The sequence below is a fragment of the Comamonas sp. A7-5 genome (assembly GCF_039581385.1).
GTDB lineage: Bacteria > Pseudomonadota > Gammaproteobacteria > Burkholderiales > Burkholderiaceae_C > Comamonas > Comamonas thiooxydans.
Genome location: NZ_JBCPWO010000009.1, coordinates 85,992 through 101,304 on the forward strand (window position 1 = coordinate 85,992; position 15,313 = coordinate 101,304).

A 15,313-nucleotide genomic window follows, 5' to 3' on the forward strand; every position below is an offset into this window, starting at 1 on the left:
CAACACCGTCGGTTGCAAGAATGAAAGCCTTTCATGGCCACGGCGCGGGCCATGACGGTTCTTTCGACACAGGCGCCGATTCTAGGCAAGCGGATTCTGCTGCGCAGGCGCAGCGCTGATCTCGCATCTCTTTGCTCGGTCTATGGCGAGCCTGTGGTGTGGCGTGCGGCGCTTGCCCCGGAGCCGGATAAGCCATGGCGCCGGCGCTGCAACACAGCAGCAGCCGGCGGCTGCGATGCTCTGTATTCAGAAGCTGCTTGCGCCTGACTGCATTCGAATTTCGAATGCTTTGTGGTCATAGTCAATAAAAGACAGGCGTAATATGCTCTTGTTTATATAGCGTTTGAAGCGCTGGATGTTGCGATCCGTGCCGGGTCGGCGTGCGTAGTCCAGCCGGCCGGCCATTCAGGGATTGGCGTATTTGAGATGGATGATCGGGTAGGCGCGGCCTTGCCCGTCGAGCGGAGAGCGGCCCGTGCGCTTGAAGCCCAGGCGCTCGTAAAAGCCCACCGCCTGAGCGTTGTGCTCGTTCACATCGGTGCTCATCTCGGGATGCAGTGCCAGGCCGTGGCGCACCAGCGCCGCACCGAGGCCCCGGTGTCTGAAAGCGGGGTCCACAAATAGCGCTTCCATATGGCCCTGGTCCATGAGCATGAATGCCAGGGGATAGTCCTGCTCGTCGACGGCGAACCACAGCGGGGCGTCTGGCAGAAAGCCGCACACCATCTCGTCAATCTCTGCGCGATCCTGCGGACTCAGAAAGTCATGTGTGGCATCAACGGCATGGCGCCAGATCTCGATCGCTCGTGCCCCTTCGTCGGGGCGGGAAGCTCGAATGGAAGTCATCGCCGAATTATGCATATGCACCATGCTCGCCCTGGGGCCAGGCATCAAGAGCGGTCCATGCCTGTCAGATGGGGCTCCAGCACCTCGGTGATCCAGTTCAGGAAGGCAGTGACCCGCGGCGCAATATGTCTGCGATGCGGGTAGAGCAGGGACACCGGCATGGGCGCGGCCTTGAAGTCGGGCATGACCTCGACCAGCAGGCCCTGATCCAGCAGATGGCGCGCACCCCGGACGGGCGCCTGAATCAGGCCCAGACCGGCAAGGCAGGCTGCCTGGTAGGCATCCGTGCCGTTGACCACCAGGGCGCAGCGCATGGGCTGCAAGGCGGTCTCCTTGTCGTGCTGATACTCCCAACCCGCGCCATGCCGCCCGAGCTGGTTCGCATAGTGAATGATGCGGTGGCGTGACAGATCGGCCAGTGTTGCGGGCGTGCCGTGGCGCTCCAGATAGGCGGGACTGGCCAGATTGCACATCTCCATCTCACCGATGGTGCGGGCGATCAGGTCGGTATCTGCCAGCGGGCCGATGCGCACCACGCAGTCAAAGCCCTCCTGCACCACATCCACGCGGCGGTCGCTGGTGCTGATGCCTAATTCCAGCAAAGGGTGGGCCGAGAGGAATTCGGGCAGTTTCGGAATGACGACATCCCGGGCCAGAGAATTGGGCATATCGATGCGCAGACTGCCTCGCAGCCCGCTGGCGGCAGGCTGGAACATGGCTTGCAGCTGTTCCAGGTCGGCCATGAGTTCCTTGCTGCGCTCAAGGAACTGCTCGCCATCGGCGCTCAGCCGCACATGTCTGGTGGTGCGTTGCAGCAGACGGGTTCCCAGCTGCTTTTCCAGCTGCTGCACCACGGTAGACACACGGCTTTTGGTCAGCCCGAGCTGCTCTGCGGCCTGGGTGAAGCTGGAGAGTTCGGCAACGCGGGTGAACACATGAAGCGCATTGAAATCCATGGCTTTATTGTATTTTTAAAGTGAACAGTGCGATCTTTTTTCTCGTGTTTATTCATAAATGGAGAACACCTAAAGTCCTGGCTTGTTGACATCCTCCATGAGACCGACATGCAAGCATCAGCACCCCGTATCGCATTGATCACCGGCGCAAGCCGTGGCCTGGGCCGTAGCGAAGCCCTCAAGCTGGCCGAGCTCGGCGTTCATCTGATCATCACTTACAAGGACAGCGAAAGCGATGCGCAGGAGCTGGTCTCCCGCATCGAGGCACAGGGCAGTCGCGCCGTGGCGCTGCGCCTGGATGTTGGTGAAAGCAAGAGCTTTGCCGCATTTGCCGACAGCGTCAGGCGCGTGCTGGCCGATACCTGGCAGCGTGAACAGTTGGACTATCTGGTAAACAATGCCGGTATCGGCCTGGTGGCGCCGTTTGCCGAAACCACGGAAGAGCAGTTCGATCTGCTCGTCGATATTCACCTCAAGGGCACGTTCTTTCTGACACAGAAACTGCTGCCCCTGATCCGGGACGGTGGACGCATCATCAATACCTCGTCCGGGCTGGCACGCTTCAGTCTCCCCGGCTATGCCGCCTATGCGGTGATGAAGGGCGGCATTGAGGTGATGACGCGCTATCTGGCCAAGGAGCTTGGCGCACGCGGCATCGCCGTGAACACGATTGCACCCGGCGCCATAGAGACGGATTTCGGTGGCGGCGTGGTGCGCGACAACGCGCAGCTCAACGCCCATATCAGCGGCCTGACCGCCATGGGCCGGGCAGGGCGCCCCGACGATGTGGGTGCCGCAGTTGCCGCATTGCTTGCCGATGGCAACAACTGGGTCACGGGCCAGCGCATTGAAGTGTCTGGTGGCATGATGCTCTGAAACTATGCCGGGCAACTCCATTCGGAACGCGGCCTTGCCCGGCAGCGCCGGGACGGTCAAGGCATATGGGATGCATGCAGACACGCAGCGGCAGATATTCGATGCCTGCGGACCAGGTGCTGGGGATAGAGGATTTGGAGACTGAGTCGTGCCCGATAACTATCTGGGAAGCTGTTTATGTGCAAGAGTCGGCTATCGGCTGCTGTCGCCGCCCAGGGCCGTGACCCACTGCCATTGCGGGCAGTGCCGTAAAAGCCATGGCTCCGCGTTTGCGAGCTATGGCGCCGTGCCGCGCAAGGATTTGTGCATAGTCTCCGGGCAGAGCGACATCAAATCCTATGCATCGTCGGCTTCCGTGCACAGGCAGTTTTGCCAGCACTGCGGCTCATCCCTGTTCTGGTCCAGGCAGGCCGGTGACTGGGCCGACTGGATATGTATCGCACTGGGCACGCTGGACTCGCCTTTTTCGGCTCTCAAGCAAAAGCATGCGCATCTGGAGTCGCAGCCTTTGTGGTCAAGCTTTGCCGGTGGCTGCATGCGCAATGACTGAGGGCCGCCTTAGCCCCTCGGGCTGCTACACCGCCCTCCAGCAAGGCGATGTTGCGGCTCTGGCTTGATGCGTTCACTCCCCCTTGAACACCGGCTGGCGTTTCTCAATGAACGCATTCATGCCTTCCTTCTGGTCGCGGGTCGCAAACAGGATCTGGTTGGCCTTGCGCTCCAGCATCAGGGCGGCATCGAGCGATGCGTCCATGCCGGCAATCACCACTTCCTTGATCTGCTCCACGGCCAGTGGCGGCATATTGGCAATCAGTTTTGCCATTTTCAGCGCCTCAGGGATTACCTGATCGTCTGCACAGACTAGGCTGACCAGACCCATGGCATAGGCTTCGTCGGCGCTGACGGGCTTGCCGGTCAGCAGAATGCGCATGGCCTGGAACTTGCCCACGGCGCGCACCAGCCGCTGGGTGCCGCCGATACCGGGCATGATGCCGATGCGAATCTCGGGCTGTGCAAAGCTGGCTCCTTGCCCGGCAATGATGATGTCGCAATGCATGGCCAGCTCGGCCCCGCCGCCAAAGGCATAGCCGCAGACCGCTGCAATGATGGGCTTGGGGCACTTCTCAATGGGGGCCCAGACGCGCTCTGTGTGGCGCTTCATGATCTCTATGGGGCCGCAGGAGTCCATGCTCTTGATGTCGCCGCCTGCCGCAAACACCTTGTCGCCGCCGGTCAGAACGATGCAGCGCACGCTGGCGTCTGCGCTCAGCTCGGCGAAGGTCCTGGACAACGCAGCCTGCAGAGAAAGACTCAGCGCGTTCGTTGCCTCGGGGCGGTTGAGCTGAACGATTGCTACGCCATGGTCCTGATGCCGAACCAGTAGCTCTCGCTGCGCGGCGTCCATGTTTTCAATAGCGGAAAGCGATGCCGACATAAGGATTCCCAGGGAGTTGAACAGGGACGATGGTCGTTTTCAAGGGATAGAGCAACATCGTCCTTTTGGACGTATCTGCTGCTGGTGCCGAAACCTAAATTGGCAGGCATGGATACGAACAAAAGCTTTCAAGACAAGGTAGTGCTGGTCACTGGCGGCACCAAGGGCATCGGCAAGGGCATTGCCCAGGCGTTTCTCGCGGCAGGTGCCACGGTAGTGGTGTGCGGCCGTCAGCAACCTGAAGCGTTGCCAAGCATCAATGGCAGTAGCGCGGACTTCGTTGCATGTGATGTGCGCGAGGCCCAGGCCGTCAAGGACATGGTCGATGAGGTGCAGCGCCGCCATGGCCGTCTGGACGTTCTCGTCAACAACGCCGGTGGCGCCCCCCATGTGGATGCCGCTACGGTGTCTCCGCGCTTTCATGAAAGCGTGCTGCGTCTGAATCTGTTCTCGACCTTGCACGCCTCCCAGGCCGCCAATGCCGTGATGCAGCAGCAGGATGGCGGTGGCGTGATTGTCTGCATCGGCAGCATCAGCGCGCTGCGTCCTTCCCCCGGTACGGCGGCCTATGGAGCGGCCAAGGCTGCAGTGCTGAGCCTGGTCAGTTCTCTGGCTGTGGAGTGGGCGCCCAAGGTGCGTGTGGTGGCGGTCAGCCCCGGCCTGGTGCGCACCGAACAGTCGCACCTGCATTTCGGGGATGAGGCGGGAATTGCCTCTGTCGCCGGGACCATTCCTGCGGGTCGTCTGGCCGAGCCGCAGGACATTGCCAATGCCTGTCTGTATGTGGCTTCCGAAAACGCCTCTTACATGAGCGGCACCAATCTGCTGCTGCATGGCGGTGGTGAGCGCCCCGCATTTCTGAGCGCATCGAACTCGGAATCCGTGCAACAAAAACACTGAATTTCAAAGGAGACAATCTTGACCGATCAAGACTGGATGGCAGAGGTCCGCGCATACGTGGGCAAGCAATACGGGCGTGTCTATGCCTGGGACAAGGTCAACAGCCCCATGATTCGTCAGTGGAGCGAGCTGATGGGGGTGGCCGTAAAGACCAACAAGGATGGCAAGACCATTGCCCCTCCCGCGATGCTGCAGGTCTGGTGCATGGAAGGGCCGGTGCAGAACAACTACCCGCCAGGCTCCACGACAGAGAATCCTTATGAAGTTCTGAAGCTGATCGAAGCGCACGACTTTCCTTCCACCGTGGCGGTGAATTCCGAGCTGAGCTTCGAGCGCGATGTGCTTGAAGGTGAAGACCTGTACTACACGACACGCCTGGAAGCCATCAGCGAAGAGAAGACCACGGCCCTGGGCACGGGTTACTTTGTCACGCAGATCATGGAGTACTTCTCGATCAAGGCAGCGAATGGCGAAGACGAGAAGGTCGGCCAGTTGATGTTCCGCGTCTTCAAGTTCCGTCCTGCCAATGTGCAAAAGGCCGAACCCGCGCAGGCGGCCGCCCCGAAGATCAAGCGACCCGCACCAGGCGTGAGCGATGACAACCGCTTCTTCTGGGAAGGCCTGAAGGAAGGCAAGCTCCTGATTCAGCGCTGCAAGAGCTGCGGCGATCTGCACCATCCACCGGGTCCCGTCTGCCCCAAGTGCCATTCGTTCGACTGGGACACGGTGCAGGCCAGCGGCAAGGGCACGGTGTACTCGTTCGTGGTCATGCACTACCCCGAAGTACCGCCTTTCGACCACCCCAATCCCATCGGTCTGGTGGAGTTGCAAGAGGGCGTGCGTCTGATTGCCCAGCTGGTCGGCGTCAAGCCCGGCGAGGTGCAGATCGGTCAGAAGGTTCAGGTTGAGTTCAACACCTTCGACGGTGATCTGACTCTGGCCCAGTTCCGTCCCGTGGGCTGATGCGAGGAGACCGTCATGGACTTTCAACTCAGTGAAGACCAACGTGCATTTGCAGACATGGCGCAAAGCCTGTTTGCAGACTATTGCACCGACGACAAGCTGCGCGAGCACGATGCCTCGGGTCAGCCTTTCATGCAGGATCTGTGGCAGCAGTGCGTGGCTGCGGGCCTGCACAGCATCCTGGTGCCGGAAGCTGCAGGCGGCCTGGGTCTGGGAATGAGCGAGATGCTGGCCGTGCTGGAGCAGCAAGGCCGTGCGCTGGCGCAGGTTCCGCTGTGGCAGCAGCAGGTCGCTGCTGCCGCGATTGCCAAGTTTGCCGAGGGGCAGGACGCAGTCGTTCAGTCCGCCATGGAGGGCGAGTTGCTGGCTCTGTCGCTGCAGGCCGCAGTGGCTGCACGCGGGCCGGCGCTTGAGCTGCAGGGTGAGCGACTCAAGGGCCAGCTGCAAGCCGTGCCTCTGGGCGAGCAGGCCCGGGTGGCTCTGGTGGCGGCGGCGGCGGGCGATGAGATCAAGCTGGTGCTGGTGAGCCTGCAGGCGGATGGCGTCAGCCGCGTGGCCGGCATGCGCGAAGACTACTGTGCGGTGGCCGACATCAGCTTTCGCAACACGCCGGTGCTGGCCGTGCTGGGCGGCCGTGCGCTGGACTGGGTCAACGAAATGGCAATCGCCTGCCTGGCCAGCCTGCAGCAGGGCGTGACGCAGGAGCAGTTGCGTCGCACCGTGGAGTATGTGAGCGAGCGCAAGCAGTTCGACCGTCCCATCGGGACTTTCCAGCTGGTGCAGGGCCAGATGGCCGACGGCTACATCCTCATGCAGGCGCAGCGCAGCGCACTGAGCCAGCTGGTCTGGCGTCTGGATGCCGGCCTGCCTTGCACGCCGCAGGCCCACGCGGTGCGCGCTCAGTCCAACGAGCTGGGCCTGAAGGTAGGCCGCGTTGCACAGCATGTGCATGGCGGCATGGGCGTGGATGTGACCTATCACATTCACCGCTTCATGTTCTGGTGTCGTGCACTGGCTGCCGAGGCCGGCAGTGCCGAGCAGCACCTGCAAGCGCTGGGCCAGTGGCTCGCAGACAACGACACGCTCGGCTGGAAGTACGACCTGCCCGAAGACCGCTAAGGAGACAACAACATGGCAAACCAATCTATTCGCTTCGAGTCGGTGAACGTGGGCGACGAACTACAGCCCGTCAGCGTGCCCATCACCGTGCCGCTGATTGCCGGCGGCGCCATCGCCACGCGTGACTATTTCCCCGGACATCATGACCGCGATGCCGCGCGAGAGTTGGGCTCACCCCATATCTTCATGAACATCCTGACCACCAACGGTCTGGTGCAGAGCTTTGTCGAGAGCTGGGCTGGCGACGATGCGCGCCTCATGGATCTGAAGATTCGCCTGGGCGCGCCCAACTATCCCGGCGACACCATGAAGTTCACGGGCTCCGTGACCGAGAAGAACGAGGCCACGCGCAGCGTTCAGATCACGCTCAAGGGCAGCAATTCCATGGGCTCTCACGTCAGCGGCACTGTGCAAGTGGCCCTGGCCTAAGAACAACAAGCGGAGACATTCCTGTGAACGATATGAATATTTCCGGTCGCGCCGCCATTGTGGGTCTGGGTGCAACAGAATTTTCCAAGAACTCGGGCCGTACCGAGCTGCGTCTGGCCATGGAGGCCACGCTGGCTGCGCTGAGCGATGCCGGCATCGACCCCAAGGAAGTGGACGGCTTTTCCTCGTACTCCGTGGACAAGGTCCCCGAGTATGAAATCGCCCGCCTGCTCGGAGCTCGCAATGTGAGCTTTTTCTCGCAGGTTCCGCATGGCGGTGGCGCGGCCTGCGGCCCCGTGCTGCATGCGGCCATGGCCGTGGCCACGGGCATTGCCAAGACCGTCGTGGTCTACCGCGCCATGAATGAGCGCAGCTGGTACCGCTTTGGCACCGGCAGCTATGGTTTTGGCAGCACGCCATTCTTTGACAATGTGAACTATGGCTGGTACATGCCCCACGGCTTTCACACGCCGGCATCCTGGGTGGGCATGTTTGCCCGCCGCTATATGCATGCCTTCGGTGCGACCAGCGAGGACTTCGGCCGCGTGGCCGTGGCCGTGCGCGACTTTGCAGCCACCAATCCCAACGCATTCTTCTACGGCAAGCCCATCACACTGGAGGAGCACCAGGCCAGCCGCTGGATCTGCGAGCCGCTGCACCTGCTGGACTGCTGTCAGGAGTCCGACGGGGCCGTGGCCATGGTCATCACATCGAGCGACCGTGCCCGTGAGATGAAGGCCAAGCCGGTCTACATCAAGGCGGCTGCCCAGGGAATCTCTGACGGTCAGCAGTCCATGACCTCGTTTTACCGCGAGGACATCACCGGCCTGCCTGAAATGGGGCATGTCGCCAGTCAGCTGTGGCAGCAAAGCCGCCTGACTCCCAAGGATGTGCAAAGCGCAGTGCTGTACGACCATTTTTCGCCCTTTGTGCTGCCTCAGCTCGAGGAGTTCGGTTTCGTCAAGCGCGGCGAGGCCAAGGACTTCATTCGCGCCGGCGAGCATGCACGCGGCGGCTCCATGCCCATCAACACCCATGGCGGCCAGCTGGGCGAAGCCTATATCCATGGCATGAACGGCATTGCCGAAGCCGTGCGCCAGATCCGGGGCAGCTCCGTCAATCAGGTCAAGGACGTGCACAACATGGTGGTGACCGCCGGTACAGGCGTGCCCACCAGCGGCCTGATTCTGGGCGACGAGGCCTGATTGCAAGGGAGACATTCATGTTCATTGACCTGACTCCCGAGCAGCATGCGCTGCGCCTGAAGTGCCGTGACTACTTTCAGGCGTTGATGACGCCCGAGCTCAAGGCCCGCATGCGCGGTGCAGAGGGCGGCGACGAGTACCGCGAACTGATCCGCAAGATGGGGCGCGACGGCTGGCTGGCCATAGGCTGGCCCAAGGAATTCGGCGGCCAGGGCCTGTCGGCCACCGAGCAGCTGATCTTCTTTGAGGAAGCCAATATTGCCGGAGCTCCCCTGCCTTTCGTCACCATCAGCACCGTCGGCCCCGCGCTGATGGAGCATGGCACCGAGGCGCAGAAGCAGGAGTTTCTGCCCGGCATGGCCAGCGGCGACATCATTTTCGCCATTGGCTACTCCGAGCCCGGTGCTGGCTCCGACCTCGCCATGCTCAAGACACAGGCTCAGCTGCAGGGCGATCTTCAGACCGGGCATTTCGTGGTCAACGGCCAGAAGCTGTGGACTTCGGGCATCGAATCTGCCGACTATGTGTGGCTGGCCGCACGTACCAACCAGGAACTGGCTCGCCACAAGGGTATTTCCATCATGGTGGTGGACACCAGGGACAAGGGCTTTTCGCATACGCTGATTCAGACCGTGGGCAACTACACGGCAGCCACGTACTTCGACAACGTTGAAGTGCCGGCAGCACGTTTGATCGGTGAGCTCAATGGGGGCTGGAAGCTGATCACTGCACAGCTCAACCACGAGCGCCTGGGTCTGGGGGCCTGGTCGGACAAGGTGTTCGCCCCCTTCGTCAAGGTGTTGCAATGGGCCAAGGCCAAGGATGAGCAGGGCCGTCGCGCTGTCGATCAGGCCTGGGTGCGACGCAGTCTGGCGGAGTGCTATGCCCGCCTTGAAGCCATGCGACTGACCAACTTCCGCATCGCGGCCAGTCTGGAAGCCGGTGCCATGGACGTGAGCCTGGCATCTGCCACCAAGGTTTATGGCTCGGAAGGCGTGGTCGAGGTGCTGCATCGATTGATGGACATCGTGGGCAGCAGCGCTCTGGTGCGTGGTGGCTCGGCGGCCTCCTATCTGATGGGCGAGCTGGAGTATGAGCTGCGCGCCTCCACCATCAACACCTTCGGTGGCGGCACGAACGAAATTCAGCGCGAGCTGATTGCCCAGTTCGGACTCGGCATGCCGCGCCCCCAGCGCTGATCGAAGACATCTCACACATAACAAATACCAAGGAGACATGTGATGAGCGACACGACTGTGGTGTCGCGCGAGCAGACCCAGCTCAAGCTGGATCGTCGCGCGCCCATTGCGGCCAAGTACCTGGCCGATACGCCCTACACCATGGCTGATCGTCTGGAGGACTGTGCGCGAGATTTCGGCGAGCGCATCTTTCTGACCGAGGGCGATGTGCGCTACACCTATGCGCAATTCAACCAGCGCGCCAATCAAGTGGCACGTGCGTTGCACGAGCAGGGTGTGAGAAAGGGCGATGTGGTGGCCATGGCCATCGAGAATCGCCCAGCCTTCTTCTTTGCCTGGTTTGGCGTGGCCAAGCTGGGTGCCGTGGTGGCCTTCATCAACACCCATGTGATGGGCAAGCCTCTGACGCATGCACTGGAGGTGACCAACGCCAGCCATGTGATCGTGGGCGAGGAGTGTGCAGAGCGCTTTGCGCAGACCGAAGGACTGAACACCGCGCTGAGTTACTGGCACTGGCCGGATGAAGTGCGCCCCGCCGCGGCGGGAGTTCTGCAGCAGTTCGGCTCTGATTTGCAGGCTCTTGCCATGAGCCGGGACGGCACGGCCGTACCGCTGGAGTGGCGCGAGGGCGTGGTGGCCGGCGATACGGCGCAGTACATATTCACCTCCGGCACCACCGGCCTGCCCAAGGCCGCGGTCATCAGCCATGCACGCTGGCTGATGGCGGGGGACTCCATGCAGCTGCTGTGGGAAATCACCCGGGATGACTGCTTCTACTGCTTTTTGCCGCTCTACCACGGCGCGGCTTCCATGTCGCTGACGGCAACCGCCATGGCTGCAGGAGCGCGCATCGTGGTGCGCCGCAAGTTCAGCCGCAGCGAGTTCTGGCGCGATATCCGCGTGCATGGCATTACCTTTTGCCAGTATGTGGGGGAGATCTGCCGCTTCCTGCTCAGCGCGCCCGCGACGGACAGCGACCGGGAGCACAGCTTGCGCAAGATGGCCGGAACCGGTCTCACGCCCGAGATCTGGCAGCAATGGACATCGCGCTTTGGCGCCGTGTTCCAGATCTATGAAGGCTGGGGAGGCACGGAGTCCAACACCAATACCATCAATCTGGACAATCGCATCGGCTCCTGCGGCCGCGTTCCCTTCTGGGAAAAAACCAATTTGCGCCTGGTTCGCTACGACCAGGAAAAAGGCGATTACATCCGAGATGAAAACGGCTTCTTGCAATTGGCCGGCGTGAACGAGCCCGGCGAGGCCATCGGCATGGTCATCCAGTATCCCGGTGTGGTTGCCGGGCGCTTTGAAGGCTATACCAGCGAGGAGGCCTCCGAAAAGAAGCTGCTGCGCAATGTCTTCCAGCAGGGCGATGTGTGGTGGACATCGGGCGACCTGCTGCGCTGCGACGAAGACGGCTACTGCTGGTTTGTGGACCGTATCGGCGATACCTTCCGCTGGAAGAGCGAGAACGTCTCGACTATGGAGGTCAGCGACGCACTCGGGGACTTTCAGGGGCTGGATGCGATTACCGTCTATGGTGTGCAGGTTCCCGGTCACGGTGGCCGTGCGGGCATGGCAGCGTTGGTGATGCATGAGGGAGCCCAATTCGATCCCAAGGCCTTCTGGAAGATGGCCATCGCTCGTCTGCCGCGTTATGCGGCACCACTATTCGTGCGTCTGATGGATACGCCGGACATGACCGGCAACTACAAGCTGCGCAAGGTGGATCTGCAAAAACAGGGCTATGACAGCGCTCAGACTGGCGACCCGCTGTTTGTACGCAATGACAAGCTGCAGACCTATGTGCCGCTGAACGCTGCAACGCTTGAAGAGGCTCTGCGTGGATAGCGCCGTCGCGCAGGAGCGCGTACGGGCCAAGCCCGCAGATGTGCTGCGTTATCCCTTTGCGCCGCCTGCAGCCGATGGCAGCCATGTGGAGATCGTCCCCGGCCTGCTGTGGCTGCGCATGCCCATGCCCATGGCTCTGGACCATATCAATGTCTATCTGCTCAGGGACGGCGACGGCTGGGCGGTGGTGGATACGGGGCTGGGAATTCCCGGCACCTTCGAGCTGTGGGAGAAGATCTTCACGGAGAAATTGGCCGGCCAGCCGCTGACCCGTGTGATCTGCACCCACTGTCACTACGACCATGCGGGTGCGGCATGGTGGTTGCAGGAGCGCTTTGGCGTGCCGCTGCTCATGAGCTATGGCGAGTTCATGATGCTGCGCTCGCTGATGGGGCCGCCGCCCGATCCTCTGCCCGAGGCGCATCGCGAGTTCTATGCGCGTGCCGGGGTGAGCAGCGAAGAGCTGGACGACATGCTGGCTGCCATGCGCAAGGATCCGTTCATGCCCAGGCAGCCCAGCCATTACCAGCGCATTCGTCCGGGTGAGGTGCTGCAGATCGGGGAGCGCCGATGGCGCATTGTGCTGGGCGAGGGGCACTCGCCCGAGCATGCCTGTCTGTATTGCGAGGAAGACGGCATTTTGCTGGCCGGTGATCAGGTGCTGCCGCGCATCACCTCGAATGTGATGGTCAGCCCCATCGAGCCCGAGGGCAATCCGCTCAAGCTCTGGATCGATTCGCTGCATCGTTTGCGTGAGCTGCCGGCCGAGACCTTGGTGCTTCCATCGCACCAGGGCGTTTTCTACGGCCTGCATGAGCGCCTGGTGCAGGTGCTCGAGCACCATGCCGAGCAGTTTGCACTGCTGACCGGACATCTGGGCCAGGTGGGGCGGGCAACGGCTGCGGAGCTGGTGCCCGTGCTCTTTCCCAGGCTGCGCAGCCCCGTGGATCGCCTGATGGCACTAGGGGAAACGATAGCCCATTTGAACCTGCTTCACCAGGATGGAACGCTGCTGCGTACCCCGGGTGAGGGCAAGATTGCATATTTCTCGTTGGCCTGAGGTGAGGAAGCCATGACGGAACTGGAAACATTCAAACAAGAAGTGGCGCAGTGGCTGGAGGAGAACTGTCCTGCGAGCATGCGCCGGCCCATTGTTTCAGAGGAGATGGTCTGGGGCAGCTCCAAGCTGCAGTTTCTGAACGAGGATCAGAAGCTGTGGTTCGAGCGCATGCGCGACCGTGGCTGGTTTGCACCGTCATGGCCGCGTGAATACGGCGGCGGTGGACTCTCCCCAAGGGAAGCCCGTATCCTGGACACGGAGATGGCCCGTCTTGGCTGCCGTCAGCCCCAGTACAACCTGGGCGTGTGGATGCTGGGGCCGGTTCTGGTGGAGGTGGGGACGCATGAGCAAAAGCTCGAGCATCTGGTTCCCATGATGCGCGGCGAGCAGCGCTGGTGTCAGGGCTTTTCGGAGCCCAATGCCGGCTCCGATCTGGCCAGCCTCAAGACCTCGGCCAGGCGCGTGACGGACGAGCAGGGCGAGGCCTATATCGTCAACGGGGGCAAGATCTGGACCTCGGACGGAGACAAGGGCGACTGGATGTATGCGCTGGTGCGCACCAGCAGCGAAGGCAAGAAGCAAGACGGCATCAGCTTTTTGCTGATCGACATGAAGAGTCCCGGCGTCACGGTCAAGCCCATAGAGCTGATCAGCGGCAAGTCCAGTTTCTGTCAGGTCTTCTTCGACGATGTGCGGGTGCCTGTGCGACAGCTTGTGGGCAAGGAAGGCGAAGGCTGGTCGCTGGCCAAAAAGCTGCTCCAGCATGAGCGTGCGGCCATGTCCAAGTTCACGGAAGGTGGCGCACCGTCGCACGATGCACTCAAGACCGCCTTGCCCTACATGGTGGACGAGCAGGGGCGGATCAGCGATGGTGCGCTGCGCGAGAAGCTGGCAGGACTGCTGATGGATGCACAGTCTTTCGCTTTGACCCATCGTCGGGTGACCGAGAAGGCTCTGGCGCGTCAGGACGTTGCTGGCCCCTCCAGCATCATGAAGCTGGTGCAGACCGAGCAGGAAGTCGCCAAGTACGAACTGCTGGAGCAGGTGCTGGGCCTGCGCGGTCTGGGCTGGGAGGCAGGCGATGATTTCACAGCCGATGAGATCGATATAGGTCGTGCATGGCTGCGCTCCAAGAGCTACACGATTGCAGGCGGAAGTTCGGAAGTGCAGCTCAACATCATTGCCAAGCGAGTGCTGGAATTGCCTTGACCCCCTGAGCCGCTGTGCGGCGACAGCCTCGCTGCGGGGCGACAGGGCTGCCCAGGTCCTTGCTCGCCGGCTCTGAGCTGGGCAGTGCTGGTCGCGCAGGCTGAGGATAACGAATTGAAATGGAGACAAGAATATGACCATGCTTTTGTCGCAAGAGCAGGAATTGCTCAAGGACAGTGCTGTTGCCTTTCTCGCGCAGGAAGCACCCGTGGCCCAACAGCGCCGTCTGCGGGATGACAAGGTGGAGCAGGGCTTTGATACACAACTGTGGCAGCAGATGGTGGAGATGGGGTGGCCCGTGGCGGTGCTGCCCGAGTCGCATGACGGGCTGGCTGCGGGCTATCTGGGCATGGGCGCCGTGTTTGAAGCCATCGGCCGAAACCTGTCGGCACAGCCGCTGCTGAGCCAGGCCGTGATCGCACCTGAGCTGCTGATTCGCGCCGGCTCCGAAGCCCAGCAGGCGCAGTGGCTGCCCCTGCTGGGCAGCGGGCAGGCCAGGCTGGCACTGGCTCTGGATGAAAAGTCCGGCCAGCATCTTTCAGCCAGATTGAGCACGGTAGCCGAGCAGACCAGCACGGGCTGGTGCCTGAGCGGTGAGAAAGCCTTTGTGATGGATGGCGTGGGCGCCAATGGCTTTGTGGTGCTGGCGGCGTCTGGCGAAGGTGCTCCCGGTTTGTGGCTGGTGCCAGCTGATGCACAAGGCGTCAGCATCAAACCCATGTGCATGATTGACAGCCGTAACATGGCCCGCGTGCAGTTCGAGAAGGTGGAGCTGAGCGCTGATATGGCGTTGGTGGCCCGGCCTGCTGCTCAGGTGCTTGATGAAGTGCTGGATCGAGCCCGTGCCTGCCTGGCCGCAGAGTCTCTGGGTCTGATGCGTGAGGTGTTTGATCGTACGGTTAGCTATCTGAAGGAGCGCGTTCAGTTCGACGTGCAGATCGGCTCATTCCAGGCATTGCAGCACCGTGCTGCACGTCTGTATGTGGAGCTTGAGCTGCTGGAGAGCTGTGTGCTGGCCGCTTTCGAGGCCATTGATTCAGGTTTGGAAGCCAAGGTGCCCGAGCTGGTCAGTGCGGCCAAGGCCAAGGCATCTGACTTGTGCGAGAAGTTGTGCAACGAGGCGATCCAGTTGCATGGCGGCATCGGGGTGACCGATGAACTGGATATTGGCCTGTTCTTCAAGCGGGCACGCGTTCTGCAACGCCTGCTGGGCGACGGTGGTTATCACCGCAACCGCTTTGCACAACTGAAAGGTTTCTGAG

At 61.7% G+C, this 15,313-nt stretch carries 15 protein-coding genes; 12 read left to right on the forward strand and 3 right to left on the reverse strand.

From position 1 onward, the window contains the following. Positions 1–405: 405 nt before the first annotated feature. Together AAIL67_RS16450 and AAIL67_RS16455 are read right to left on the reverse strand one after the other, a co-directional pair. On the reverse strand, positions 406–846 hold the full coding sequence (locus AAIL67_RS16450) for an acetyltransferase (protein WP_343484400.1): 441 nt from the start codon (positions 844–846) through the stop codon (positions 406–408). Between the two features lie 44 nt (positions 847–890). Next, the gene (locus AAIL67_RS16455; RefSeq protein ID WP_343484401.1) at positions 891–1,802 is read right to left on the reverse strand and encodes a LysR family transcriptional regulator; all 912 of its coding nucleotides are present in this window, start codon (positions 1,800–1,802) and stop codon (positions 891–893) included. Between the two features lie 108 nt (positions 1,803–1,910). Between AAIL67_RS16455 and AAIL67_RS16460 the strand changes: the two genes are divergently transcribed. Together AAIL67_RS16460 and AAIL67_RS16465 are read left to right on the forward strand one after the other, a co-directional pair. Then, positions 1,911–2,678 (forward strand): SDR family oxidoreductase, encoded by a 768-nt coding sequence (locus tag AAIL67_RS16460; RefSeq protein WP_012837520.1) that lies wholly within the window; start codon positions 1,911–1,913, stop codon positions 2,676–2,678. Positions 2,679–2,826: 148 nt separating this feature from the next. After that, positions 2,827–3,228, forward strand: a complete 402-nt coding sequence (locus AAIL67_RS16465) for a GFA family protein (RefSeq protein WP_343484402.1) — start codon at positions 2,827–2,829, stop codon at positions 3,226–3,228. 72 nt (positions 3,229–3,300) lie between these two features. On the opposite strand, the gene AAIL67_RS16470 is transcribed toward AAIL67_RS16465, so the two are convergent. Then, positions 3,301–4,113 carry an enoyl-CoA hydratase gene (locus tag AAIL67_RS16470; protein WP_059440876.1) on the reverse strand — a complete coding sequence of 271 codons (813 nt, stop codon included), beginning with the start codon at positions 4,111–4,113 and terminating at the stop codon, positions 3,301–3,303. Positions 4,114–4,221: 108 nt separating this feature from the next. Here AAIL67_RS16470 and AAIL67_RS16475 point away from each other — a divergent pair, with 108 nt between their 5' ends. The 10 genes from AAIL67_RS16475 (at position 4,222) to AAIL67_RS16520 (ending at position 15,312) form a co-directional block, all read left to right on the forward strand. Further along, complete coding sequence (locus tag AAIL67_RS16475) at positions 4,222–5,013, forward strand: SDR family oxidoreductase (protein WP_034360305.1); 792 nt, start codon at positions 4,222–4,224, stop codon at positions 5,011–5,013. Positions 5,014–5,031: 18 nt separating this feature from the next. Continuing rightward, positions 5,032–5,976 (forward strand): Zn-ribbon domain-containing OB-fold protein, encoded by a 945-nt coding sequence (locus AAIL67_RS16480; protein WP_034360306.1) that lies wholly within the window; start codon positions 5,032–5,034, stop codon positions 5,974–5,976. 15 nt (positions 5,977–5,991) lie between these two features. Continuing rightward, a complete protein-coding gene (locus tag AAIL67_RS16485; protein WP_063664604.1) occupies positions 5,992–7,095 on the forward strand; it encodes an acyl-CoA dehydrogenase family protein in 1,104 nt (367 codons plus the stop codon). A gap of 12 nt (positions 7,096–7,107) precedes the next feature. Further along, on the forward strand, positions 7,108–7,524 hold the full coding sequence (locus AAIL67_RS16490) for a MaoC family dehydratase (protein WP_003078281.1): 417 nt from the start codon (positions 7,108–7,110) through the stop codon (positions 7,522–7,524). A 32-nt stretch (positions 7,525–7,556) separates the two neighbouring features. Continuing rightward, entirely contained in the window at positions 7,557–8,729 is a 1,173-nt protein-coding gene (locus AAIL67_RS16495) for a lipid-transfer protein (RefSeq protein ID WP_034410426.1), read from the forward strand. Positions 8,730–8,746: 17 nt separating this feature from the next. Then, complete coding sequence (locus AAIL67_RS16500; RefSeq protein WP_034396832.1) at positions 8,747–9,928, forward strand: acyl-CoA dehydrogenase family protein; 1,182 nt, start codon at positions 8,747–8,749, stop codon at positions 9,926–9,928. Positions 9,929–9,970: 42 nt separating this feature from the next. Beyond that, entirely contained in the window at positions 9,971–11,782 is a 1,812-nt protein-coding gene (locus tag AAIL67_RS16505; protein WP_034360311.1) for a long-chain-acyl-CoA synthetase, read from the forward strand. Next, positions 11,775–12,842 (forward strand): MBL fold metallo-hydrolase, encoded by a 1,068-nt coding sequence (locus AAIL67_RS16510; protein ID WP_034410431.1) that lies wholly within the window; start codon positions 11,775–11,777, stop codon positions 12,840–12,842. Before AAIL67_RS16505 ends, AAIL67_RS16510 begins: the two co-directional genes overlap by 8 nt. A 12-nt stretch (positions 12,843–12,854) precedes the next feature. Beyond that, entirely contained in the window at positions 12,855–14,051 is a 1,197-nt protein-coding gene (locus AAIL67_RS16515; protein ID WP_034396838.1) for an acyl-CoA dehydrogenase family protein, read from the forward strand. A 133-nt stretch (positions 14,052–14,184) separates the two neighbouring features. Next, positions 14,185–15,312: an acyl-CoA dehydrogenase family protein gene (locus AAIL67_RS16520; protein ID WP_063664600.1), complete on the forward strand. Its 1,128-nt coding sequence runs from the start codon at positions 14,185–14,187 to the stop codon at positions 15,310–15,312. The last annotated feature ends 1 nt before the right edge of the window (position 15,313 follow it).

Excerpts from the sequence above, each read along its gene's own strand:
- AAIL67_RS16450 (WP_343484400.1), bottom strand. The coding sequence starts at position 846 with ATGACTTCCATTCGAGCTTCCCGCCCCGACGAAGGGGCACGAGCGATC.
- AAIL67_RS16455 (WP_343484401.1), bottom strand. The coding sequence starts at position 1,802 with ATGGATTTCAATGCGCTTCATGTGTTCACCCGCGTTGCCGAACTCTCC.
- AAIL67_RS16460 (WP_012837520.1), top strand. The coding sequence starts at position 1,911 with ATGCAAGCATCAGCACCCCGTATCGCATTGATCACCGGCGCAAGCCGT.
- AAIL67_RS16470 (WP_059440876.1), bottom strand. The coding sequence starts at position 4,113 with ATGTCGGCATCGCTTTCCGCTATTGAAAACATGGACGCCGCGCAGCGA.
- AAIL67_RS16475 (WP_034360305.1), top strand. The coding sequence starts at position 4,222 with ATGGATACGAACAAAAGCTTTCAAGACAAGGTAGTGCTGGTCACTGGC.
- AAIL67_RS16485 (WP_063664604.1), top strand. The coding sequence starts at position 5,992 with ATGGACTTTCAACTCAGTGAAGACCAACGTGCATTTGCAGACATGGCG.
- AAIL67_RS16490 (WP_003078281.1), top strand. The coding sequence starts at position 7,108 with ATGGCAAACCAATCTATTCGCTTCGAGTCGGTGAACGTGGGCGACGAA.
- AAIL67_RS16495 (WP_034410426.1), top strand. The coding sequence starts at position 7,557 with ATGAATATTTCCGGTCGCGCCGCCATTGTGGGTCTGGGTGCAACAGAA.
- AAIL67_RS16500 (WP_034396832.1), top strand. The coding sequence starts at position 8,747 with ATGTTCATTGACCTGACTCCCGAGCAGCATGCGCTGCGCCTGAAGTGC.
- AAIL67_RS16505 (WP_034360311.1), top strand. The coding sequence starts at position 9,971 with ATGAGCGACACGACTGTGGTGTCGCGCGAGCAGACCCAGCTCAAGCTG.
- AAIL67_RS16515 (WP_034396838.1), top strand. The coding sequence starts at position 12,855 with ATGACGGAACTGGAAACATTCAAACAAGAAGTGGCGCAGTGGCTGGAG.
- AAIL67_RS16520 (WP_063664600.1), top strand. The coding sequence starts at position 14,185 with ATGACCATGCTTTTGTCGCAAGAGCAGGAATTGCTCAAGGACAGTGCT.